Genomic DNA, 22,393 nt, shown 5'->3' on the forward strand with positions numbered 1-22,393 from the left:
TAGACCAATTGATAAGAATGGGTTGTGAGTGTTGCACTTGATTTGACAATTCAGGGGTATCAAAAATACATTTTTTACACTTTTCCTATAATTTTCTTAGGCGGATTTTTAATAGTTTTGATTCCGCTTATGATTAATTTGTTTTTCGCGTGGGCGCTTTTTCCCACTATTAAGCCTGATTTTATCCTGAACTTCAATTCCGTTGTATTGTCACAGACAACATTTATGGCTGGCAAATATTATACAAATCCAGTTAGTCTAGTATTATTATATTTGATTTTACCTTCATTACTAGGGGGACTGTTTGCACTGATTTCAGGAATGCTGTCCTTCTATTTAGATAATCAGTTTATTACTATTACAGTAGGATTTGTTTTGTCCCTTTTTCTAACAATTCTTACTAGTATTTTTCCACATCAAGTTTTTTCTCCTGTATTAATGGTTGCTGGGGTGGGATTCGGCTACGTTCCTTCTTTATCCAGCTTTATAGTGGGGTGGAGTATTGCTTTCATATTAACGTTATTATTGTTTGTATTAGGGGTAAGAAGACATGCTTTTGATTAGATATATGAAAAAAAGAGCTTCTCTTCGTAGCTATCTGACCATTGTTTGTTGTATGTTCTTTTTAATACTGGTTAACTTAGCGCTATTGATTAATACCAAAAATTCAATTTCGTATAGAGTTGATGTTGTTCATTTGTTAGTAATGGCAGTTTTGAGTCTACACAACCAAGCGTTTTATTTAATTCCGGTTACAACCGCGCTGATTCTAATAATATGTCCTAAGATTAAGGCTCAGGAGTTATATTGGATGTTTATTAGCAAAGACATACACAGATTTTATGTTTTTGAAGCAATTATAGTAGTCATTATATATGTATTATGTGCATTCATTGGGACTGGTATTTTTTTCTTCTTATATCGTCAGTTGACTTTTTTTGACTTTAGTAATAGCATCATCGGTTTATGTTTTTTAGTTCTCCATATTTTGGGAATGCTGATTGCTTGTTTGATCATAGAAATGCTAATGGTGTTTTTCAACAAGGTAAAAGCTTATTTAGTATTTATGTTGTTTATCTATACGGATATTTATCTGTTATCGAAGTTTAATATTTCTTTACTAATAGGAAATGGATTGACAATGGATACAAATAGTTTTGATGCTGTCATTGCCGTGAAAAGCATCCTAATTTATTATGTATATTTGTATCTTATTAATAAGTATAGTTATTCTACAACTAGGAGATGGTTGAACTTATGAGCCATTTTTTATCATTGATTTTAAAGCGGAATACTACTTTAATGTGGGAAAACATCAGAATAAGATTCTTTTTAATTATTATTATGGATTGCCTTATAATTTTTAGAAGTGGATCATTGGAAATTGCATTACAAGGTGCAACAATTACAATGAGTACGCCCATATTGCCTATAAATTGGTTTTTCCTAGTTATGTCACCGTTTATGGTTATTGGTGATTATATAGAGAAGGCTATAAAGCGGGATTATCCAATGGTCAATACGATTAGTGTGGAAATGTATCTTTTAATTGTGGCTATGCAAGTTATTGGTGTTACCTCTTTTATGACTATGCTCTGGGGACTAACATCATTTAAAAATATAAACTTGCTTTTTTTATGTTATGTGTACCTTGCTCTTAATATTCTGACACTTGTGTATGGAGTAATATCTACTTTATTAGGCAGTGTTATTGGACAATTAATTTTTATTTCAATGTTACTGCTTGCTACTGGGGATACATATATCCCAGTACTTTCTTCTTTGATGAAAATACATTTTTCAGAAAATGGAGTATACCTAGATATTGTTACCCTTATACTACTCGTAATTGTAGTGTTATGGTCTCCATATCTATTAGAAAAAATTGACTTTAATGGATAATAATATTGTGTGAGGGAAATTCAAATGAATACATCTTTAATTAAAATTGAGAATGTTACGAAGAAATACAAAAATAAGTATGTATTGAAAAATATAAGTTTAGATATAACTCATCCAGGTATTTATGGGTTCAGTGGTCCTAATGGATCTGGAAAATCTATGACATTTAAAACTATTCTTGGGTTCGTAAGACCCTCTTCTGGAAAGGTCACAGTGAACGGGGAAATCATTCGTAAAGAAACACTATTTGCTCATGACATTGGGTTTTCAATGTCAGAATTTGGTGTATTAGCTAATAAGAGTGGGACCGAGAACTTGGAACTTTTAAGTATTTTAGCTAAACAAGGCAGTGAAAGTATTCCAACTCTTCTTCGTTATGTAGGTCTTGATCCTGAAGACGATAAGAAAGTTTCTTCATATTCGTTAGGCATGAAGCAACGTCTGTCGATTGCAACTGCCTTAATTGGAAATCATAAAATATTAATTCTTGATGAACCAACCAATGCCTTAGATGAGGATGGACAAGCCTTTTTAAAGAAATTGGTTTTAGATTTATTTGAAAAAGGGAAAACTATTTTAATCTCAAGTCATGATTCAACTTTTTTGCGTTCGGTTGCACACCAAATTTATTTTCTAAATGATGGAAAAATAGTGAAGGAGGAGCTGGTGTGAAATTCAAGCATTTATGGTTAATTATAGTAACGGTTGTAATTGTTACTCTGACAATAACTTTAATTCATAAGCGAAACGTTGATGCAATGTATGCTGATTTCGACGTTACCAGTATTCACGCTTCTAAAGCACCAGGAGAAGTTATACACCATTCCATTATTAAAAGTTTTAAACAGTATCGTACAGGGAGTACTTACTATGCTAATTTAGTAGTTCACACTACCCAGACGACAACTTTAAGCTTGGCAAACTGGTACTTGCTAGAAGGTAAACTGTCACAGCCCAATCAATTTCTTTCAGAAAATTTAACGATAAACGGTCAGACAACGAACGTTTTAAGCAAGGGTACAAATGTCATTCGTGTTAATACTAATGTTGATAAAAACATAAGACCAAATCTAGTCGTAGTTACTAATCCTTACAAGGGCAAATATAATAAGTTCATTTTCAATACCTTAAAAAATGAATAAGTGACTGATTTCAATTTAATTTTTAAATTTGGTTGACATTTAAATTAGAAGTGGTTTAATGAAAACAGATGCAGGAGACACGCTTCGTTTACTTGTGATTACAGAGATCTCGGCCTAGTTCTGGAAGCTGAGGACCAAGTTAATGGGGATACCACTTTTGCGAACATGCTCAAATGAGCCGGAACGCGTCCGTTATTAGCGCTAATGAGTCGGTACGTTTAACGTATCGAAAAATCGGGTGGAACCACGTCAATCACGTCCCTAATATTAGACTAAGTCTAGTATTAGGGACTTTTTTGTCGTCCCGGCGCGGTGTTTTGGTGAGTGGGTAATTTTTTAAGGAGAGTGTCAAATTTATGGCAAGTATTAATGTTAAGTTCCCAGATGGTGCTGAAAAGCAATTTGATGCCGGCGTAACGACGGAAGATATTGCAAAGTCGATTAGTATTTCATTGGCGAAACGGTCAGTTGCAGGGAAGTTCAACGACCAAATCGTTGATTATCGCCAACCTTTAACCACTGACGGTTCAATCGAAATTATCGCGGGTGATAGCGAAGACGGTATCAACGTCCTTCGCCAAACCGCAGCGCAAGTATTAGCAAATGCAATCAAGCAATTGTTCCCAAACATTCACTTTGGGAGTGGTGAAGGGAACCAAGACGGTTTCTTCTTCGACACTGATAATGCTGAAGCAGACGGGAAACAAATCAGTAAAGATGATTTGGAAGCCATCAGCTTAAAAATGAATGAAATCGTTAAGCAAAACTTACCAATTACTCGCGAAGTCTTATCAAAAGACGACGCGTTGGCTTTAGTTGGCGACGATCCTTACCAACAAGACTTAGTTAACGACCGTGCCGCTGCAAACGACGGCCAAGTGGTTGTTTACAAGCAAGGGGACTTCGTTGATTTATCTGATGGGGCCCAATTAGCTTCAACTGGTAAAGTTAAGATCTTCAAGCTATTGTCCGTTGCCGGTGCATACTGGCAAGGCAAGTCCAGCAATCCAATGCTTCAACGGATTTACGGGACGGCCTTCTTGAAGCAAAAGGACTTGGATGCCGACTTAAAGCGGCGTCAAGAAGCCCGCGAACGTGACCACCGGGTAATCGGGAATGAATTAGACTTATTCTTCGTTGACCCTAAAGTTGGGAACGGCCTACCTTACTGGATGCCAAACGGTGCGACGATCCGTCGCCAAATCGAACGTTACATCATTGATAAGGAAGTTGCTAACGGTTACCAACACGTTTACACCCCAGTTTTAGCTAACTTGGATGTTTACAAGCAGTCTGGTCACTGGGACCACTACCGTGAGGACATGTTCCCACCAATGGATATGGGTGATGGCGAACAATTGGAATTACGTCCAATGAACTGCCCATCGCATATCCAGATTTACAACCATCATATCCGCTCATACCGTGAATTACCATTACGGATCGCTGAACTTGGGATGATGCACCGTTACGAAAAATCTGGTGCCTTGACTGGGTTATCACGTGTTCGTGAAATGACCTTGAACGATGGTCACACCTTCGTTGCTTTGGATCAAATCGAAGACGAATTCAAGAAGATCTTAAGCTTGATGGTTGAAGTTTATGAAGACTTCGATATTTCTGACTACCGGTTCCGCTTGAGCTACCGTGACCCAGAAAACAAAGCCAAGTACTTTGATGACGATGCAATGTGGGAACGGAGCCAAAAAATGTTGAAGTCCGCCATGGATGACATGGGTCTGGATTACTTTGAAGCCGAAGGGGAAGCAGCCTTCTACGGTCCTAAGTTGGACGTGCAAACGAAGACGGCCCTCGGTGGTGAAGAAACGTTATCAACCATCCAATTAGACTTCTTATTACCAGAACGCTTCGACTTGAAGTATGTCGGTGCTGATGGTGAAGAACACCGTCCAGTTATGATTCACCGTGGCTTAGTTTCAACGATGGAACGTTTCGTGGCTTACTTGACTGAAATCTACAAGGGTGCCTTCCCAACTTGGTTAGCGCCAAAGCAAGTAACGATTATCCCAGTTAACAACGGTGCCCATGGGCCTTACGCTGAAACGGTTCGTCGTCGTTTAGCCGCAGCCGGTGTCCGGGTCAGCATTGATGACCGTAACGAAAAGATGGGTTACAAGATTCGGGAATCACAAACGAAGAAAGTGCCTTACTTGTTAGTTGTCGGTGACCAAGAAGTTGCCAACGGGAGCGTTTCGGTTCGGAAGTACGGTGAAGAACGGACTGAATCTGAAGGGGTCGATATGTTTATCGGCGCTATCACCCAAGAAATTCAACACTACAGCCGTGGTGCTAACAAATAACGTCAAGATGTAGTTGACATCAACTTTAGATGCTGGTATAGTATTGGAGTTGAGAAAAAAAGCAGAAGCACCCGCTTCTCGCCTTGGTGACTAGAGTCATCGGGCAGATGAACGATGAATTGATTCCCATTAACGGGGTTGAGCGGGCGCACTGTGTGCCCGCTCTTTTTGTGAATTTCTCTAAAATTTTACGGAGGTGAATTACCATAGCTAAAGATTCAATGGTTAATGACGGCATCCGTGCTCGCGAAGTACGTTTGATCGCCAGTGATGGTGAACAATTAGGTGTCAAGTCACGACAAGATGCAATGAAGATTGCCGAAGATGCCAGTTTAGACCTGGTATTGGTTGCTCCGAAAGCGAAGCCACCCGTTGCCAGAATTATGGATTATGGGAAGTATCGCTTCGAACAACAAAAGAAGCAACGTGAAGCGCGTAAGAAGCAAAAAGTGGTCAGCATTAAAGAAGTCCGCTTGAGCCCAGCGATTGACACTAACGACTTTAACACGAAGCTGAAACATGCTGAAAAGTTCTTGTCGAAGGGTGACAAAGTTCGCGTTTCGATTCGGTTTAAGGGCCGGGCCATTACCCATAAGGATATTGGTCGTCAAGTTTTAAACCGGATGATTGAAGCTACTAAGGAATATTCAACGGTTGAAGCCTATCCTAAGATGGACGGCCGGAGCATGTTCTTAGTGCTTGCACCAAAAACAGATAAGTAATTTCTAGGAGGATTATTGATTATGCCAAAACAAAAGACAAACCGCGCCGCTGCTAAGCGTTTTAAAGTAACCGCTAAGGGTAAAATTAAGAGCGCCAACGCTTTCACTAGTCACCGTTTCCATGGTAAGACTAAGAAACAACGTCGCCAATTACGTGGTACGGCTATCATTGAAAAGCCAATGGTAAAAACATACCACAAGTTATTACAAAAATAATTCACAACGTTTTAGTTAAATCTAGGAGGAAATAAGATGGCTCGAGTAAAAGGTGGAACTGTAACACGTAAGCGTCGTAAACGCATTTTAAAATTAGCTAAAGGTTACCGTGGTGCTAAGCATATCCAATTTAAGGTTGCTAAGGACCAAGTAATGAAGTCATACGAATATGCTTTCCGCGATCGTCGGAAGCGTAAGAGTGACTTCCGTCGTCTTTGGATTGCTCGTATCAACGCAGCAGCCCGGATCAACGACTTAAGCTACAGCAAGATGATGCACGGTTTGAAGTTAGCTAACGTTGACGTTAACCGTAAGATGTTAGCTGATTTAGCTGTTAACGATGCCGATGCTTTCAAAGCATTAGCTGACACGGCTAAAAAGGCCCTTGCTTAATTAAAAAATAATCCGTCCTAGTTCTAGGTTCGGTTAAAAGGTGACGTCACATTCGATGGCGTCACCTTTTTTAATACAATAGATTGAACCAAGTTCGGTTGTCGCTGATAGCATGCGGTCGTGGGACCGGGTTACTTTCAAAAGCGGAAAATTTTAGTAAAAAAAGCTTGAGACAATTGCCTCAAGCTCGCTTGAATGAATAAAATAAGGTTTAATTACGGAAAGAAAGCAATGAATTGAGAACACTTGCGAACATCGCAAAATATAAGACAAAGATTGCAATGGTCAAAATGAATTGCACGATTCCGGCACGGTTCCAAGTTGATTGGACCGCTTTGAAAGTTTCGACGTCTTTGTAGTCGCCCTTTTGCCAAGCCCAGCCGTTGCCCTTAAAGCCAACGATGAATACCCAAACGATGTTGAAAAATGGAATTAAGACGAGTAGTGGTAAGTACGTCTTGTTAGCGATCCCCCAAATATAACTGAACATGAACGCGCCCCAGTTCCAGCCTTTAACTTCGTCAGGAACGATTTTTCCGTTTTCTTCCATGATAATTCCCCCAAAATATGGCAGCTTTTTACGACGTCGGTATTTGGTCGTTGGTACTGAAATTAGTATACCTAATCGAAAATCGCTTGAATAGGGAATTTACGAAAACAATACATTGATTTTCAGAAAATCAATCGTCGATTAGAGTTGCTTATTTTTGAAAAACAAATTAATATATAATGATGACTAAAAACGTCTTCTAAGGCGCTAGAATCCGACTAATCTGGCTTTTTGAATCGGTATTTAGGGATTCAGTATGATAAAATGGGCTAGTAGGGTAACGCCTTGAACCAATAATTTAGCGAGAAGCGAAGGGGATAACGATGATTAAGCAATTTAAACCAACTTGGATGATACCAGCAATCTATAATGTCACACCCGCGCAGTTACGTGCGCAGGGGATTAAAGCGGTGTTTGCCGATTTAGACAACACACTGATTGCTTGGGATAATCCGGATGGTACCCCGGAGCTGAAAAAGTGGATGCACGCATTGCAAGACGCGGGAATTCCGTTAATTGTGGTTTCCAATAACTCGGAGTCTCGAATTGCTAAAGCATTAACAGCCCTAGAGTTACCATTCGTGTCGCGGGCATTGAAACCATTGCCATTAGGGATTGCGAAGGCTCGGCATAATCTGAACCTGCGCCGTAGTGAAGTGGTGATGGTCGGTGACCAGTATATTACTGACATGTGGGCGGCGCATTTGGCCGGTGTCAGCAGTATTTTGGTGCGGCCGTTAGTGACGACCGATGCTTGGAATACGCGGATCAATCGCTTTTTTGAACGTTTTATTAAGTTACGGTTAGCACATTTATATCCAGACATGCATTTTCAGGAGGAACTTAAATAGTGAGTGAAACATCTCAAGAAACTTTATATTGTATCGGCTGTGGAGCAGCAATTCAAACAACTGATCCTGACGCAGCGGGTTACACCCCAGCGAGTGCTTTGAAAAAAGCAATGGACAGTGAAACGCGTGATTTATATTGCCAACGCTGCTTCCGGTTACGGCATTACAACGAAATCGTCCCCGTTGCGTTAAGCGATGATGATTTCCGTCGGTTACTCGCGACTATTCGTGAAGCTGACGCACTAGTCGTCTACGTCGTGGACATCTTTGATTTGAACGGTAGCATCATTCCCGGACTCCAACGGTTCGTTGGGGATAATCCGGTCTTGCTAGTCGGTAACAAGGAAGACGTCTTACCACGGCAGTTGCGGCGAACTAAGTTGCGCGAATGGATGAACCAACAAGTTCGCGCACAAGGCATTAAGCCGGTCGACGTGGCGTTAACGAGTGCCAAAAAAGGCCACGCCATCGACGACTTATTAGCTTTAATTGAAAAGTATCGGCGGGGCCGCGACGTTTACGTTGTTGGGGTTACCAATGTCGGTAAGTCGACCTTGATCAACCGCATCATTGCCAATAACACGGGCTTGAAAGATCTCATCACGACGTCACGGTTCCCAGGAACGACGTTGGATAAGATTGAGATTCCGTTGGATGACGGGCACAAGATGGTTGATACCCCTGGGATTATCCATCCCGAACAAATGGCGCACGTTTTGAGTGGCGATGATTTGAAATTAGTCTCACCCCAAAAAGAAATTCGGCCAAAGGGATACCAACTTGGTAACGGCCAGACGTTGTTCTTAGGTGGGGTTGCGCGGTTAGACATTATCGACACCATCAAACCAGCCGGGACCGTTTACGTGGACAACAACTTACCGCTTCACCGGACACGGACTGAAAACGCCGACAACTTTTATGAAAAGCACGTTGGTGAATTAATCACACCGCCAACTGGTGACGCTGTAAAGGACTTTCCACCGCTAGTACGGCATGAATTTAAGACCACGGCCGTTAGCGACGTGGTATTTGAAGGTTTAGGCTGGGTTACCGTTCCAGCTGATACCCGAGTTGCGGGCTGGGCACCGAAGGGTGTGGACGTCTTGACGCGTTCTGCCATGATCAATAAAAATTAGGAGTACGTTTAATTAATGGAAAATTTACGTGGAAAACAAAAACACTACTTACGTGGAGAAGCGCACAATATGCGGCCACTCTTCGCAGTAGGTAAAAATGGTTTAACTGACGAATGGTTAGCTCAATTAGTTGGTGCGCTCGAAAAGCGTGAACTGATGAAAGTTAACATCTTACAAAACGCCGACGTGACGACCGCTGAAGTAAAGGCCGCCATTGAAAGCAAGACCCCAATCACAGTCGTACAAACGATTGGCCGGGTATTAGTCCTCTACTTACAAGCGAGTCACGATGACGATCGGCGCTATTCAGTCGAAGTCGAGAAGTTGTAGGGAGGAATAACGGGTGCATACGGTTAATCAAACAGCGACGAAGGTTCTAACGGAGACGGTGACGAATTTACCGCACCGACGCGTTGGTATTTTAGGTGGCACGTTTAACCCACCGCATTTAGGGCATTTGATCATGGCCCAACAAGTTGGCGATCAGCTTGGATTGGATGAAGTCCGGTTTATGCCGGACGCGCAGCCGCCCCACGTCGATGAAAAGAAGACGATTGCGGCGCAAGACCGGGTGAACATGGTTCAAGCGGCCATTGCAGACAATCCCTTGTTTCGACTTGAAACGGCTGAAATCAAGCGGGGTGGCAAGAGCTACTCGTATGACACGATGAAGCTACTCAAAGCGCAGCATCCCGATACCCAATACTACTTTATTATTGGTGGGGACATGGTCGACTACTTGCACAAGTGGTATCACATTGATGACCTGTTAAAGCTGGTCACTTTTGTGGGTATCAAACGGACTGGTTACCCAACAACGAGTCGTTATCCCGTCATCTGGGTCGACGCGCCGCTGATCGATGTCAGTTCGACGGCAATCCGAAAAAAAATTAACCACGGTCACACGGTTCGATACCTGGTACCGGACGCAGTGGCCGCTTATATTGAGGAGCATCATCTTTATGAGCAAAACGATTAAGTATCAGGAAAACCTTGTGCCGTATACGCACGAAGAATTGATGGCCAAGGTTGCCGCACAGTTAACGGATAAGCGCTACCAGCATTGTCTGCGCGTTGAAACGACATCCCGAGCATTAGCGAAAGCGAACGGGGTCGACGTGGAGTTAGCTGGGATCGCCGGGTTACTTCATGATTACGCGAAGCAACGCGACGATGCGACGTTTATTGACCTGATCAAGACGCGCGGCATGGATCCAAACTTAGTTTCATACGGGAACGGAGTCTGGCATGGTTACGTGGGTGCTGAGCTGATCAAAGATGAGCTCCACATTTACAATGAAGCAATTTTAAACGCGGTGCGCCTGCATACCGTTGGGGCACCAGTAATGACTAAACTTGAACAAATCGTGTTTATGGCTGATTTTATTGAGCCAGCACGCGATTTTCCAGGGGTCGACGAAGCGCGCAAGGTGACGGAAAAGTCACTGGCCGCCGGGGTGCGTTATCAAATCCAACACACGTTAGACTACCTCGTTCAAAAGGGTGCGCCGGTCTATCCACAAACGTTAGCAACTTATAACGCGTGGGTGGGTAAGATCCCCGCACTATTCAATAAATAAACATTTAAGGGAGAATTACATGGAAAGCAAAGAACTTTTAAAATTAACCGTTGAAGCAGCTGATGATAAGCGCGGTGAAGACATCGTCGCATTGGACGTTGCACAGGTCAGCTTAATGGCCGACTACTTTGTGATTGTTTCCGCAGATTCCAAGCGGCAGGTTCAAGCAATCGCTGACAATATCGTCGATTTTGTCCGGCAAGCCGGTTCAGACGTTAAGAGTGTCGAAGGTCGTACGGCTGGAGAATGGATCTTAGTTGATGCGGGCGACGTCATCGTGCACATCTTCCAAAAGGATGCCCGGTCACACTATAACTTGGAAAAGTTATGGTCGGATGCGCCATTGGTTGACGTTCAACAGTGGGTCAACGCATAAATGATTTATCAAACGTTTGCCGAACTTTACGACGAACTCTTCGATCCAGCCATGTATCAACAATGGCTGGATTTTGTGCGTCGTGAAATTCCTGACCAAAATGGACAATTATTAGAACTCGCATGTGGTACTGGCCGTCTAGGGGTCTTGTTGGCCCAAGACGGCTATCACGTGACCGGTCTGGACTTATCAGACAATATGTTGGCGCTAGCGCAAGCGCACGCCGATGAAGCTCAGGTCACGTTGCCGTTATTACAAGGTGACATGCTCGACCTATCCGAAATTGGGACCTTTGACGCGGTGACCTGCTTTGCCGATTCATTTTGTTACCTACCAGATATTGAAACGGTACAAAAGGCGTTTACTCAGGTGGCGAGTCACTTAACGCAAGACGGCAAGTTCTTATTCGATGTTATTACGCCGCATCAGACCGATGATATTTATCCGGGTTATATGTATAACTATCGCGACGATGAGCGGGCCTTCATGTGGACGAGTTATGCGGGGGAAGAACCGCACAGTGCCGAACACGACCTTAGCTTCTTTATCTATAATGAGCATAAGGAATCCTTTGACGAGGTTAGTGAACTGCACCACGAGCGTACTTACGACCTACCAGCGTACCAGCAAGCTTTAGCAGCGGCTGGGTTTAGTCACGTTCGGGTGATGGCCGATTTCGGTCGTCAAACACCAGATGACCAAACGACGCGCTGGTTCTTTGAATGCCAGAAGTAAATTAGGGGAGGTGGCCGCATGCGGGCCGTTGGTTTAATAACTGAATACAACCCACTGCATAATGGCCACCGCTACCATCTTCAGCAGGCCAAGCAATTGAGTGGCGCTGACTGCACAGTTGCGGTGATGAGCGGCAATTGGCTACAACGTGGCGAGCCGGCTATTTTAGATAAGTGGACGCGAGCGCAGTTGGCCCTTCAAGCGGGGGTTGACCTGGTGGTTGAACTTCCCGTTTTTTACGCCACCCAGCCCGCGCACCTGTTTGCCCGTGGTGGGGTCGAAATCTTAGGTGCTTTAGGCGTTGATAGCCTCGTTTTTGGTGCTGAACACCCTGAATTGGACTTTGAGCGCCTGACGACGGCGTTAGCTGAGCATACGGCCGCGTTTAAGCACTACAACGCCACCTACGCGACCCAGTTCAACGCAGCTTTAAAAGCGGCCACTGGGGTAACCCTGACGCACGCAAATGACATGCTTAGCTTTTGTTATTACGTCGCTAACCAGCGCCTAGCGCATCCCATGACTTTGATTCCAATTCAGCGGCAACACGCCGATCACGGGGAAGCGGCAATCACTGATACGCATTTCGCAAGCGGGACGGCGGTGCGCAAGGCGGCCTTTGCCCAGCAGTGGGATGAGCTAGCTGGAGTTGTGCCAGCAAGTACCTTGCACCAGCTGCGGACACAACGACTGCAACGCTGGGATGACTTTTGGCCGCTACTACAATATCAACTTTTGACGGCCAGCATCGCGCAAAGCGGCTCGTATGACCAGATGGCGGAGGGGCTTGAGTACCGGATGCATGAAATGGCCCAAACGGCGACTGATTTTGATGATTTTATTCACCAAGTCAAGTCTAAGCGGTACACGTACACTCGCTTGCAACGGGTCGCAACCGCGGCACTCTTGCAACTGACGCAGACGGAAGTACAACGGGCCCAGACCCAAAACTACGTGCGCGTTTTGGGATTTAACACTACCGGTCAAGCTTACTTACACCAAGTCAAAAAAACATTATCGTTACCACTGTATACAAAAATTAATAAAGATTTGCGGCTACACGCCCTTAGTCTGGATTACCGGGCTGGGCGGGTCTACCAACTGATTAACGGGGCGTCACAAGACCTTTATCGCAAACCATGGCGATTAGATGAGTCGTTCGGTTGACCTAAAGCCACTTTCTTGGTAGAGTAGTGAACGTTGATGGGCTTTTTTAGCTGTCAAGGAAAAAACATTGACAAAGAATTTTTACACAGGTATAATTTATCACGTTGCATTAGGAGGTCTTTAAATGAAATGGTCACTTTCACAGCTGAAAAGCTACCGTGAAGCACCACTTCAGTTTGATGAAGCGTTGGATTTAAAACATCCCCTGATGACGCGTTACCCAGAAATTCTTGACGTTAAGTCCGTTCACGCGAAGGGCTACGTCAGTTATGACAAGGATAACGTTTTAATCTCAGCGGCGATCGACGCAACGATTACGTTGCCATCGAGCCGGTCGCTGACGCCAGTTGACGTTCCGCTGGCCTTTCAAATGACAGAATATTATGTCCCAGAGGGAACTGACTTGAGTCGGTTTGACGAGGAACAGGATACGGTAATTATTTTACCGGAAGATGATATTTTGGATTTTGATGTCGCTGTGGAGGATAATATTTTAATTCATATCCCCATGCAGATTCTTTCTGAAGCTGAGTTGAACGGTGGCCCAATGCCAACTGGCAAAGGGTGGGAAGTCTTATCCGAAGACGACCTTGCCGATCAAGCTGCAGAACTTAAAACTGTTGATCCGCGTTTAGCTAAATTGAAAAACCTGTTCCCTGATCAGGAAACCCAGGATTAAATTAGCTAGACCTATCAAAAACATCACGTTCGTGAAATTATTTTAAGGAGGTGTTCGTTGATGGCTGTACCTAAGAGAAGAACATCAAAGATGCGTAAACGCAACCGTCGGGGTCATATTAAATTGGCTACGCTGAATTTGGCACCATGCCCAAATTGTGGTGAATTACGTGTATCTCACCGTGTTTGCCCAAGTTGTGGATTCTACAACGGCAAGCAAGTCGTTAAAGTAAACAACTAATTTCGATTAGCTGATGAAAAACGTCATTGCGGCCATGGCGCATGACACTTTTCTTTACAATTTAACGATTTTAAAAACTCGCTTAGGCGAGTTTTTTTGTGTCTTCATTTTTTATGAAGAGATTGCCGCTTCCGGTGATCCGCCACGTGAGTTTGCTGTAGGGGTATGGCCTGAGCATGAAAAGCGGTCTCGGTCCTCGCTTTGATGCTTTGCCCACCCCGCAAATCATCAAAGTCGCCCCGTGTTGTCCATCCGACAAGTTCAAATGCGTCGGACTGACAACCCCTTCACGGAACTCGCGTGGCGGACCACCTGCAGCTACATAGTAGATTCTAAATTATTTTAGATGTAATAGTAGGTCATGATTGAGCCAAGAAAGCGGTCCTATTGGCCATTCTGCAGGCTTAAATCTGATGGCCTTAACTCAGAAAGTAGTTGCGGGTTGAAACATATGACGCTATAATCTGGTTGGCAATTATAATTATATTAATAATTACTAATCATCAAAAAATAAAAGGATGTGCGGAAAAATGTTTGAAAAAGGAAGCAATAAGCTAGTGACAGGTTTTATGCTAGGGGCTGCTTTAATGGGGACGGGATTAACAACAGGCTTGGTTTACGGTAACGCTAGTCGTCCGGTTATGGCGCAAGCTAAAACGAAGACTAAAAAAGTTACCTTGAAGAATATATACTATAAAGATGGCAAAAAGAAGTCGTTAAGTTTTTCGGTCCCATATGGAACGACAATCAGTATTCCAAAACCTAAGTTTAAAGGATACGTCGCGGTTTGGGACGGTGGGGGTGAATATGCCGTTGATAAAAACGGCAATGGTGACCTTGTACATTGGAGTTCCCTTATCTACATGAAAAAATTAACGACCGCACAGCAGAAGAAAAATGCTAAATCCAAAAAAGCCATTACAGCTAAGGGAATTGTGCCCGTTTCCAATATCACTCCCGCGCCTTATTTTACCGCACGGGGCTTAAAAGGAACTTTGGTTACGATTGCCGCGCCTAAGGTAGCTGGGTATACGGCTTTGACGCCCAAACTAAAGGTTGGTATTGAGGGTAAAAAGTTTGCTATTGTGTCCACCACGCCACGCTATGCTAAGAATAGTTCCTTTGGCTATAAAGCCACAAAGGTGAAAGCCACTAAATCCACCAAGTCCGGCAAATTAAAAGTTAAGGGCACTTTTGCCATCAAGAATAAAAAGAGTGCCAAAAAACATGCCGCCACACACGCGGTTATTACTGACTACAAGGGCAACACCCATGTCAAATTAAACAGTAAGAAAGCCTTCAACAAGTCCATCAAGAAACGGGCTGCCGCCAAGAAAGTTACTGTTATGGCTGCTTACCGCACTAAGAAACATAACAGTAAGTCCTACACGTACCATATGCTTTCCGTTCCTAAAAAAGTAACGGTTAAAGCAACTAAATAATTAGCAAAATTAAAATCCGTTGTTCAATGTGTTTTCACATTGGCAACGGATTTATTTTGGTTATTGCTATGGGGAACTTCCACTTTTCGAAAGGGGAGTCGCTTAATTCGAACTCAAGGTTTTAATATAAGTAGCACCCCACGCGTCCATGGCCTGAATGATTGGAATGAGGCTGGTCCCCAAAGCTGTCAATCGATAGCTTGTCTTAATCGGGCTAGCAGTTAGATCGACCGTCTTGATGATGATTTGATCTTGGCTTAACTCTTGCAGCTGTAGCGCTAACATTCGACGGGTACAACCAGGCAAGGTGTTTAATAACTCAGTAAATCGCAATTCGCCGGCCGTCAATCGGCATAAAATAATGGATTTCCATTTTCCAACTAGAATTTTCAACGTTGTGTCTAACGGACAAACTTCACCGTGCCGCGTTTGCATTTCCAAAGCCGTCATTCCTAAAGCCCTCCAAGTATAAAGTGAATTTACATTGAATTATACTGCGGCAAGGCCTTGATGAGGCAACTGTGCGTCATGTTTATTCAGTTACCACACGAGGTTACAAAAAATTCCCGTATTGTGTTTGGCGACCAATCTCGTAACAATAGCGTTAAAGGGGATGGCGTCGATGAACCTTACGTTGAAAAACCGCTATTTAGTAGGTGGACTATTCTTAATTGTTTTTATGATGGGAGTCGATTCTTTCATTATTTCGCCGTTACTACCAGCAATTGAACGGAGCTTTCATATTTCAGTGTCTCAAGCGGCGTTAGCGGTCACCAGTTATGCTGTCTGTTATGCAGTGGGCGCACCATTGATGGGGCCGCTTGGTGATCAATTTTCCAAGCAAAGGCTATTGTTATTAGGTATCAGTATTTTTGCCTTTGGGAGTTTAAGCTGCGCTTTGGCGCCAAACAATGGCTGGTTTGAAGCGGGGCGTGCGGTGGCCGGACTCGGTGCGGCGATGACGCTCCCGAATGTGTGGGCCTTGATTGGTGATACGTTCAAAGGTCCGCAGTTGAATGCCGTGATGGGGATGACGATGGCGGCCTTGTCACTTTCAATTGCCATTGGCGTCCCACTAGGCGCTGGGTTAGCACAACTGGCTAATTGGCGGTTAGTCTTTGGGGTATCAACGGGCCTTACGTTGATGGCTGGCGGTATTCTAATTTTGGTTATTCCACGTTCATCCCCGATAACGGTCAAACGACACTATTTTGCGAGTTACCGGCAACTGGGTCGATCAGTTAAGGTTTGGCGCGCGTTAAGTGTGACCCTGACGTGGATGTTTGGCTTTTATCTACTGTACACGTTTTTAGGGACGTTTTTGAACGCGTCGTTTCAATTAAACACCGCGCAAGGTGGAATCGTTTTTACGGTGTATGGTTTTTGTAACTTTTTTGCAAGCTTTGTTAGTGGCCGGGTGATGACCCATTTGGGACAGCGGCGAACGGTCGTGATTAATGGTAGTTTATCCGTTCTGATTATCTTAGGGCTCATTATTGGGCAACACCAGTTGTTAGTAGTCGTAGTGGGGCTTGGTGCGTTGGCCATTGTTCAGGGATTAGGAGTGACGGCGTTAAATACGTTTATCGTCAGTCTCTCACCACAGGGACGGACTACCATTATGGCGTGCAACAGTGCCTTACTATATTTAGGATTAGCGCTCAGCTCACTAATCGGGGGTCGAATATACTTGGTTAGTGGCTTCACCGGTATTGGTATTTTGGCGATGATTGCGCTAGGGTTGGCCGTTGTTGTAATGGGGCGTGGTAAGAATCACTTGAAAGATTGGTTCGCTAAACATTAAGATATTAATGTTTTTATATACAATCGGTTGATGACTCACTATAATAGGGGTGTTATGTAAAAATTGGTGAAATTGACCAAGGGGAAGGTCGGATAAACGATGAAAAAAATGACACAATTAGTCACGAGTCTATTGGCTGGCGTTACGCTTGCAGGCGCTGCAGGCTTGATGGGGACTAGCGTGAAGGCGCAAGCAGCCACTTCACAAACGGTGACCCAAAACGTCAAAGTAACGACACTGAAGGGCCTATCAAAGAGCCACGTGATCTTTAAGAACGTGACAGCAACGGTGAACGGCGCGTCCGTTGATGCTAAAGTTCCAACCGTTAAGGGTTACGTTGCCAATAACGGCACGTATTCTTTTAAAGCGGTCATGAAAAACGGCAAGGCGACGATTGAACCCGTTGCACAACCTAGCTATTTTGATTTGCACTATTATCGCGTTGTTAAGAGTCAAAAATCGAGCAAAGCCGTTAAGCGGACGGCCCACGTTTTAATTTATAAAAACGGGTTGTACGCTAAGAAGTTGAAGGTCAAAGCCATCCCAGGGACGACGTTTACGATCAAGACGCCTAAAGTTGCTGGTTATAAAGCTGACATGAAGCGGGTCCGCTTAGGGATGAACGCTAAGAAGGCTCAATACGCCGTTAATAACGTCACGATTCCGACTTATACTAAAGTGAAGTATGGCTACCGAGTAAGCCAGCTAAGCGCAACTAAGACTGGCAAGACGTTGAAGGTCAATGGTAAAGTTGCCACGACCAAGAATACTGCGAAGCATGCGGCTAAATACGTCATCATTACGGATTACAAGGGTAAGACCCACGCTAAGTTGACGAAGAACCAAACGTTTAAGAAGACGCTCAACAAGCGTTCTGCAGCTAAGCACGTTTCAGTTGCTGCGGCTTACCGGACTAAGAACAGTAAGCAAAAAAATGGTAAGACGACTTACACGTACCACGCCTTATCAGCTAAGAAGCACGTTGCGGTCAAAGCCGTTAAATAAAGCTGATTTAACCGGTATTTCAGAGGGATAAAACTTCTGGAACACCGGTTTTTGTGTACAACGAATTAGGTTGTAATCCCCGCTAAATGAAAATTACTTTCTTTAAAAAATGTAAAAAATGAAATTAATTTTATAATTCACAGCAATTTGCTTTAATAAACCGCTTTTTTTTGGTACGATAGTTGCGTAATAAAATTTGGGAGGTTATTAACTAATGAGTAACGAAAAACCACAAATTGGTGTCATTGGGATGGCCGTCATGGGCAAAAACCTGGCGCTAAATATTGAAAGTCGCGGCTATAAAGTCGCAATCTTCAACCGGACCGGATCAAAAACTGAAAAGGTCATGCAGGACCACGCTGAAAAGCAATTGGTTCCAAGCTACAAGATTGAAGACTTTGTCGCTTCACTTGAAACGCCACGGCGCATTATCATGATGGTCAAGGCCGGCAAACCAACTGACATGGTGATTGATGAATTATTACCATTGTTAGACAAGGGTGACGTCTTAATTGATGGTGGGAACACCAACTTTAACGACACGATGGCCCGGAATGCCCGGTTGGACAAATCAGGAATCAACTTCATCGGGATGGGTGTTTCCGGTGGTGAATTAGGTGCCTTACAAGGACCTTCATTGATGCCAGGTGGCCAAAAGGAAGCTTACGACTTAGTTGAACCAATCTTGAAGAAGATTGCGGCTAAGGCGCCTCAAGATGGCGAACCATGTGTTACTTACATCGGCCCTAACGGTGCTGGTCACTACGTTAAGATGGTCCATAACGGGATCGAATACGGTGACGAAGAGTTAATCGACGAAAGCTACAACATGATGCGTAACGTGGCTGGTTTATCCGTTGACGAAATGTCCGAAGTCTTCACTGACTGGAACAAGGGTGAATTAAGCAGTTACCTCGTTGAAATCACCGCTGATATTTTATCGCGTAAAGATGACATCGGCGACGACAAGACTAAGCCAATTGTTGACATGATCTTAGACCGTGGGAACAACAAGGGGACTGGTAAGTGGAGTTCCGAAGACGCGTTGAACGTCCAAGTGCCACAATCAGTAATTACTGAAGCCGTTTACGCACGTTACATCTCCATGATGAAGGTAGAACGGGTCGCTGCTTCTAAGAAATTAGCTGGACCAAAGGGCGACCTTAAGTTACCAGCCAAAGAAGAATTGGTTGAAAAGATTCGCCAAGCCCTCTACTTCAGTAAAATCATGAGCTATGCACAAGGCTTCGAACAACTTCGTTTTGCTTCTAAGCACTACGACTGGGATTTGAAGTTCGGTGAATTAGCTCAGATCTGGCGTGCCGGATGCATCATCCGGGCCCAATTCTTACAAAACATCACCGATGCTTTTGATAAGAAGCCAGATTTAAACAACTTATTGATGGACGACTACTTTGCTGATATCGCAGCTAAGTACCAACAATCGACTCGTGACGTCTTAAGCTTGGCTATCCAAGCCGGCGTACCAATGCCTTCATTCAGTGCTGCCATTTCATACTACGATTCATACCGGGCAGAAGTTTTACCTGCTAACTTGTTACAAGCACAACGGGACTACTTTGGTGCACATACCTACGAACGGACTGACCGCGACGGGGCATACCACTACACTTGGTACAAAGAACAATAAATCGTTAATAATGAAAAGTCTCCGCATTTGCGGGGGCTTTTTTGGTCGTTATTGGAAAACTAGTCCGGCTGTCGCTGATGACATGCGCTCGTGGGACCGGGTCAAGCCTGAGAAACGTCTTGCCCCTCGCCCGGAACAATTGCAAAAAGCACAATTGTCCCGGACAGTCCGTGGCCTAAGACCGGAAAATCACCGGTTAAGGCCACCTGCACGACCGATGCCACCAGCGACAACCTCCGATTATTCGATGAGAATAACAATAGCAAAACGATTTTTAGTGGAGTCAAGCAGTGTTGGCAAAATTAGCGGGTGAATCCTATGCTAATTTTGCGGAGCGACTAATTTAGGACTAACCATTACGGCGTGGGTCTTAGTTTTAGTTTTTTCAACTTATAGTCATTAGTTTTGTCTAGAACGTACGTTCGTGATAGAATAAAAGTATGATGATCAGTAGAGCGGGGGTGTAGTATGCGACAAGAGTCACTTTTTAATCCGGAACACGCAGCCAGTAGCCCACTGGCCTACCGGGTGCGACCCACTAATTTAGACGGTTTTAAGGGGCAAAATCACCTCTTAGGACCGGGCAAGTTATTACGGCAATTAATTGCCGAAGACCAGTTACCATCTTTGATTTTCTGGGGTCCCCCGGGTGTCGGTAAGACAACGTTAGCGGAAATTATTGCGCAACAAACGGAGTCGCATTTTATTACGTTTAGTGCGGTCTCGAGTGGGATTAAAGAAATTCGAAAAATTATGGATGAAGCGGAAGCCAACCGTGATTTTGGTGAGAAGACCATTGTCTTTATTGACGAAATCCATCGGTTCAATAAGGCGCAACAAGACGCCTTTTTACCGTATGTCGAACGCGGCAGTATCACCCTGATTGGGGCGACAACTGAAAATCCATCGTTTGAAATCAACGCCGCGTTATTGTCACGGTGTAAAGTTTTAGTACTAAAAGAGTTGTCGACCGACGCTTTAATGCAAATCTTGCAAGCAGCCCTTGACAATCCCAATGGTTTTCCTAATTTGAAGATCAACATGCAGCCCGATACGTTACCCTTGATTGCAGAATTTGCTAACGGGGATGGCCGGATGGCGTTAAATACGTTAGAGATGGCCGTTCTAAATGGGGAACGTGATGGGCAACAAGTCACCATCACGGCCGCGGGACTATCCCAACTAATCAATACTAAATCGTTACGCTATGATAAAAATGGTGAAGAACATTACAACGTTATTTCGGCGTTGCACAAGTCGATGCGCAATAGTGACGTTGACGCGGCCATCTATTGGCTGATGCGCATGTTGGATGGCGGCGAAGATCCGCTCTACATCGCACGGCGATTGATTCGCTTTGCTAGTGAGGACGTGGGACTAGCCGATCGGCAGGCGTTGCCGTTAACGGTAGCTGCGTTTCAAGCCTGCCAGTTGATTGGGATGCCGGAGTGTAACGTTAACTTAACGGAAGCGGTGACGTACTTGGCGTTAGCGCCAAAGTCCAACGCGTTATACGTTGCGCAGATGAAGGCGAAGGCGGATATCAAGGAGACTGGAAATCTGCCAGTTCCATTACAAATTCGGAATGCTCCGACAAAGTTGATGAAGGATTTAGGTTACGGGGCCCATTACCAGTATGCGCATGATACCGATGATAAGTTAACGGACATGCAAACCATGCCAGAAACGCTAAGTGGTCACACGTATTACGAACCAACTGATCAAGGACAAGAAAAAGTTTGGCACCAACGGTTAGCGGCCATTAAGCAGTGGCATGCGCATCATCCTAGTTCAGATGATGAGAAATCGTGACAACCAAATGAATTGAATTTTAAGCCTTTCCTTGTAAAATTAGATTTATATTAGGAACTGCCTAAATTTCTAGTGTATGAAATTTACCTTATTCATGTTAAAATAACATGTTGTATAATGTGAATGCCAGTAACTGCGTTAAAAGTGCAGTTATGCAAGGTTCTTAGATAAGTTGAATATTAGGAGTGACTAAAAGTAAATGAGTCGGATATTAATTATTGAAGATGAAAAAAATCTCGCGCGGTTTGTTGAGCTTGAATTAAAGCATGAAGGCTACGATATTCAAGTTGAATATAACGGTCGTAAGGGGTTAGACGCCGCCTTAGCTGAAGATTTTGATGCCATCTTACTAGACTTGATGTTACCAGAACTAAATGGGTTGGAAGTTTGCCGGCGTGTTCGCGAAGTTAAGAACACCCCAATTATTATGATGACGGCCAGAGACTCCGTGATTGACCGGGTTTCCGGTTTAGACCACGGTGCCGATGACTACATCGTTAAGCCATTTGCGATTGAAGAATTGTTGGCGCGCTTACGGGCGCTTTTACGGCGCATCGATTTGGAAAGTGAACAACAAAGTACGAAACAAACGACGGTCACTTATAAAGACTTGTGCGATAATCCCTTTATGGTTGTCAGATGAAATACAATAATTCATCTGATGATTAT

General features: G+C 43.9%; 26 protein-coding genes, 1 pseudogene and 1 other annotated feature. Of the genes and pseudogenes, 24 read left to right on the plus strand and 3 right to left on the minus strand.

What is annotated here, in order from left to right:
- Positions 1-24: 24 nt before the first annotated feature.
- From IV64_RS05470 to rplT, 8 genes are all read left to right on the plus strand, one after another.
- Entirely contained in the window at positions 25-564 is a 540-nt protein-coding gene (locus tag IV64_RS05470; RefSeq protein ID WP_057706130.1) for a hypothetical protein, read from the plus strand.
- Between the two features lie 813 nt (positions 565-1,377).
- Positions 1,378-1,902 carry a hypothetical protein gene (locus IV64_RS05480; RefSeq protein WP_157061057.1) on the plus strand — a complete coding sequence of 175 codons (525 nt, stop codon included), beginning with the start codon at positions 1,378-1,380 and terminating at the stop codon, positions 1,900-1,902.
- 24 nt (positions 1,903-1,926) lie between these two features.
- A complete protein-coding gene (locus IV64_RS05485; protein WP_057706133.1) occupies positions 1,927-2,574 on the plus strand; it encodes an ABC transporter ATP-binding protein in 648 nt (215 codons plus the stop codon).
- Positions 2,571-3,044: a hypothetical protein gene (locus tag IV64_RS05490; RefSeq protein ID WP_057706134.1), complete on the plus strand. Its 474-nt coding sequence runs from the start codon at positions 2,571-2,573 to the stop codon at positions 3,042-3,044. Before IV64_RS05485 ends, IV64_RS05490 begins: the two co-directional genes overlap by 4 nt.
- Before the next feature lie 356 nt (positions 3,045-3,400).
- Positions 3,401-5,365, plus strand: a complete 1,965-nt coding sequence (thrS, locus tag IV64_RS05495; RefSeq protein WP_057706135.1) for a threonine--tRNA ligase — start codon at positions 3,401-3,403, stop codon at positions 5,363-5,365.
- A gap of 53 nt (positions 5,366-5,418) precedes the next feature.
- Positions 5,419-5,542, plus strand: a sequence feature (ribosomal protein L20 leader region).
- A gap of 44 nt (positions 5,543-5,586) precedes the next feature.
- Entirely contained in the window at positions 5,587-6,087 is a 501-nt protein-coding gene (infC, locus tag IV64_RS05500; RefSeq protein WP_057706136.1) for a translation initiation factor IF-3, read from the plus strand.
- Between the two features lie 21 nt (positions 6,088-6,108).
- Complete coding sequence (gene rpmI / locus IV64_RS05505; protein ID WP_003638526.1) at positions 6,109-6,303, plus strand: 50S ribosomal protein L35; 195 nt, start codon at positions 6,109-6,111, stop codon at positions 6,301-6,303.
- Between the two features lie 36 nt (positions 6,304-6,339).
- A complete protein-coding gene (gene rplT / locus IV64_RS05510) occupies positions 6,340-6,696 on the plus strand; it encodes a 50S ribosomal protein L20 (RefSeq protein WP_057706137.1) in 357 nt (118 codons plus the stop codon).
- Between the two features lie 211 nt (positions 6,697-6,907).
- Here rplT and IV64_RS05515 read toward each other — a convergent pair whose 3' ends face one another.
- On the minus strand, positions 6,908-7,246 hold the full coding sequence (locus IV64_RS05515; protein WP_057706138.1) for a hypothetical protein: 339 nt from the start codon (positions 7,244-7,246) through the stop codon (positions 6,908-6,910).
- Between the two features lie 323 nt (positions 7,247-7,569).
- Between IV64_RS05515 and IV64_RS05520 the strand changes: the two genes are divergently transcribed.
- The 11 genes from IV64_RS05520 (at position 7,570) to IV64_RS05565 (ending at position 15,452) form a co-directional block, all read left to right on the plus strand.
- The gene (locus tag IV64_RS05520) at positions 7,570-8,097 is read left to right on the plus strand and encodes a YqeG family HAD IIIA-type phosphatase (protein ID WP_057706139.1); all 528 of its coding nucleotides are present in this window, start codon (positions 7,570-7,572) and stop codon (positions 8,095-8,097) included.
- Entirely contained in the window at positions 8,097-9,233 is a 1,137-nt protein-coding gene (gene yqeH / locus IV64_RS05525) for a ribosome biogenesis GTPase YqeH (RefSeq protein WP_057706140.1), read from the plus strand. The genes IV64_RS05520 and yqeH overlap by 1 nt, the downstream gene beginning before the upstream one ends.
- A 15-nt stretch (positions 9,234-9,248) precedes the next feature.
- Positions 9,249-9,563 (plus strand): YhbY family RNA-binding protein, encoded by a 315-nt coding sequence (locus IV64_RS05530; RefSeq protein WP_057706141.1) that lies wholly within the window; start codon positions 9,249-9,251, stop codon positions 9,561-9,563.
- Between the two features lie 13 nt (positions 9,564-9,576).
- Positions 9,577-10,212, plus strand: a complete 636-nt coding sequence (locus IV64_RS05535; RefSeq protein ID WP_057706142.1) for a nicotinate-nucleotide adenylyltransferase — start codon at positions 9,577-9,579, stop codon at positions 10,210-10,212.
- Positions 10,196-10,813 (plus strand): bis(5'-nucleosyl)-tetraphosphatase (symmetrical) YqeK, encoded by a 618-nt coding sequence (yqeK, locus tag IV64_RS05540; RefSeq protein ID WP_057706143.1) that lies wholly within the window; start codon positions 10,196-10,198, stop codon positions 10,811-10,813. Before IV64_RS05535 ends, yqeK begins: the two co-directional genes overlap by 17 nt.
- 19 nt (positions 10,814-10,832) lie before the next feature.
- Positions 10,833-11,189, plus strand: coding sequence for a ribosome silencing factor (gene rsfS, locus IV64_RS05545; RefSeq protein ID WP_057706144.1), 357 nt, complete (start codon positions 10,833-10,835; stop codon positions 11,187-11,189).
- The gene (locus IV64_RS05550; RefSeq protein ID WP_057706145.1) at positions 11,190-11,924 is read left to right on the plus strand and encodes a class I SAM-dependent DNA methyltransferase; all 735 of its coding nucleotides are present in this window, start codon (positions 11,190-11,192) and stop codon (positions 11,922-11,924) included.
- A gap of 18 nt (positions 11,925-11,942) precedes the next feature.
- Positions 11,943-13,091: a nucleotidyltransferase gene (locus tag IV64_RS05555; RefSeq protein ID WP_057706146.1), complete on the plus strand. Its 1,149-nt coding sequence runs from the start codon at positions 11,943-11,945 to the stop codon at positions 13,089-13,091.
- 124 nt (positions 13,092-13,215) lie between these two features.
- Positions 13,216-13,770 carry a YceD family protein gene (locus tag IV64_RS05560; RefSeq protein ID WP_057706147.1) on the plus strand — a complete coding sequence of 185 codons (555 nt, stop codon included), beginning with the start codon at positions 13,216-13,218 and terminating at the stop codon, positions 13,768-13,770.
- 60 nt (positions 13,771-13,830) lie between these two features.
- Positions 13,831-14,010, plus strand: coding sequence for a 50S ribosomal protein L32 (rpmF, locus tag IV64_RS14115; RefSeq protein WP_083491584.1), 180 nt, complete (start codon positions 13,831-13,833; stop codon positions 14,008-14,010).
- 530 nt (positions 14,011-14,540) lie between these two features.
- Complete coding sequence (locus tag IV64_RS05565) at positions 14,541-15,452, plus strand: hypothetical protein (protein WP_057706148.1); 912 nt, start codon at positions 14,541-14,543, stop codon at positions 15,450-15,452.
- Positions 15,453-15,554: 102 nt separating this feature from the next.
- Here the strand turns inward: IV64_RS05565 and IV64_RS05570 are convergent, their stop codons facing one another.
- Complete coding sequence (locus tag IV64_RS05570; protein ID WP_157061061.1) at positions 15,555-15,902, minus strand: winged helix-turn-helix transcriptional regulator; 348 nt, start codon at positions 15,900-15,902, stop codon at positions 15,555-15,557.
- 172 nt (positions 15,903-16,074) lie between these two features.
- Here IV64_RS05570 and IV64_RS05575 point away from each other — a divergent pair, with 172 nt between their 5' ends.
- The 3 genes from IV64_RS05575 to gndA all read left to right on the plus strand — a co-directional run bounded on the left by IV64_RS05575 (position 16,075) and on the right by gndA (position 19,912).
- Entirely contained in the window at positions 16,075-17,256 is a 1,182-nt protein-coding gene (locus tag IV64_RS05575) for an MFS transporter (protein WP_057706149.1), read from the plus strand.
- 99 nt (positions 17,257-17,355) lie between these two features.
- Entirely contained in the window at positions 17,356-18,261 is a 906-nt protein-coding gene (locus IV64_RS05580) for a hypothetical protein (RefSeq protein ID WP_057706150.1), read from the plus strand.
- A 214-nt stretch (positions 18,262-18,475) separates the two neighbouring features.
- Entirely contained in the window at positions 18,476-19,912 is a 1,437-nt protein-coding gene (gene gndA, locus IV64_RS05585) for an NADP-dependent phosphogluconate dehydrogenase (RefSeq protein ID WP_057706151.1), read from the plus strand.
- 101 nt (positions 19,913-20,013) lie between these two features.
- On the opposite strand, the gene IV64_RS14740 is transcribed toward gndA, so the two are convergent.
- The gene (locus tag IV64_RS14740) at positions 20,014-20,136 is read right to left on the minus strand and encodes a hypothetical protein (protein ID WP_272946837.1); all 123 of its coding nucleotides are present in this window, start codon (positions 20,134-20,136) and stop codon (positions 20,014-20,016) included.
- A 244-nt stretch (positions 20,137-20,380) separates the two neighbouring features.
- Between IV64_RS14740 and IV64_RS05590 the strand changes: the two genes are divergently transcribed.
- Complete coding sequence (locus IV64_RS05590) at positions 20,381-21,724, plus strand: replication-associated recombination protein A (protein ID WP_057706152.1); 1,344 nt, start codon at positions 20,381-20,383, stop codon at positions 21,722-21,724.
- A gap of 199 nt (positions 21,725-21,923) precedes the next feature.
- Positions 21,924-22,337, plus strand: a pseudogene (locus IV64_RS05595) (response regulator); the annotation flags it as partial.
- Positions 22,338-22,393: the final 56 nt, after the last annotated feature.

The sequence above is a fragment of the Lactiplantibacillus xiangfangensis genome, assembly GCF_001438845.1.
Classification (GTDB): Bacteria; Bacillota; Bacilli; order Lactobacillales; family Lactobacillaceae; genus Lactiplantibacillus; species Lactiplantibacillus xiangfangensis.

Coding starts and splice junctions, on each gene's coding strand:
- IV64_RS05570 (WP_157061061.1), bottom strand. CDS start 15,902: ATGACGGCTTTGGAAATGCAAACGCGGCACGGTGAAGTTTGTCCGTTA.
- rpmF (WP_083491584.1), top strand. CDS start 13,831: ATGGCTGTACCTAAGAGAAGAACATCAAAGATGCGTAAACGCAACCGT.
- IV64_RS05530 (WP_057706141.1), top strand. CDS start 9,249: ATGGAAAATTTACGTGGAAAACAAAAACACTACTTACGTGGAGAAGCG.
- rsfS (WP_057706144.1), top strand. CDS start 10,833: ATGGAAAGCAAAGAACTTTTAAAATTAACCGTTGAAGCAGCTGATGAT.
- IV64_RS05550 (WP_057706145.1), top strand. CDS start 11,190: ATGATTTATCAAACGTTTGCCGAACTTTACGACGAACTCTTCGATCCA.
- yqeK (WP_057706143.1), top strand. CDS start 10,196: ATGAGCAAAACGATTAAGTATCAGGAAAACCTTGTGCCGTATACGCAC.
- infC (WP_057706136.1), top strand. CDS start 5,587: ATGGTTAATGACGGCATCCGTGCTCGCGAAGTACGTTTGATCGCCAGT.
- thrS (WP_057706135.1), top strand. CDS start 3,401: ATGGCAAGTATTAATGTTAAGTTCCCAGATGGTGCTGAAAAGCAATTT.
- IV64_RS05560 (WP_057706147.1), top strand. CDS start 13,216: ATGAAATGGTCACTTTCACAGCTGAAAAGCTACCGTGAAGCACCACTT.
- IV64_RS05590 (WP_057706152.1), top strand. CDS start 20,381: ATGCGACAAGAGTCACTTTTTAATCCGGAACACGCAGCCAGTAGCCCA.
- IV64_RS05485 (WP_057706133.1), top strand. CDS start 1,927: ATGAATACATCTTTAATTAAAATTGAGAATGTTACGAAGAAATACAAA.
- gndA (WP_057706151.1), top strand. CDS start 18,476: ATGAGTAACGAAAAACCACAAATTGGTGTCATTGGGATGGCCGTCATG.
- rplT (WP_057706137.1), top strand. CDS start 6,340: ATGGCTCGAGTAAAAGGTGGAACTGTAACACGTAAGCGTCGTAAACGC.
- IV64_RS05515 (WP_057706138.1), bottom strand. CDS start 7,246: ATGGAAGAAAACGGAAAAATCGTTCCTGACGAAGTTAAAGGCTGGAAC.
- IV64_RS05575 (WP_057706149.1), top strand. CDS start 16,075: ATGAACCTTACGTTGAAAAACCGCTATTTAGTAGGTGGACTATTCTTA.
- IV64_RS05555 (WP_057706146.1), top strand. CDS start 11,943: ATGCGGGCCGTTGGTTTAATAACTGAATACAACCCACTGCATAATGGC.
- IV64_RS05565 (WP_057706148.1), top strand. CDS start 14,541: ATGTTTGAAAAAGGAAGCAATAAGCTAGTGACAGGTTTTATGCTAGGG.
- IV64_RS05520 (WP_057706139.1), top strand. CDS start 7,570: ATGATTAAGCAATTTAAACCAACTTGGATGATACCAGCAATCTATAAT.
- IV64_RS05580 (WP_057706150.1), top strand. CDS start 17,356: ATGAAAAAAATGACACAATTAGTCACGAGTCTATTGGCTGGCGTTACG.
- rpmI (WP_003638526.1), top strand. CDS start 6,109: ATGCCAAAACAAAAGACAAACCGCGCCGCTGCTAAGCGTTTTAAAGTA.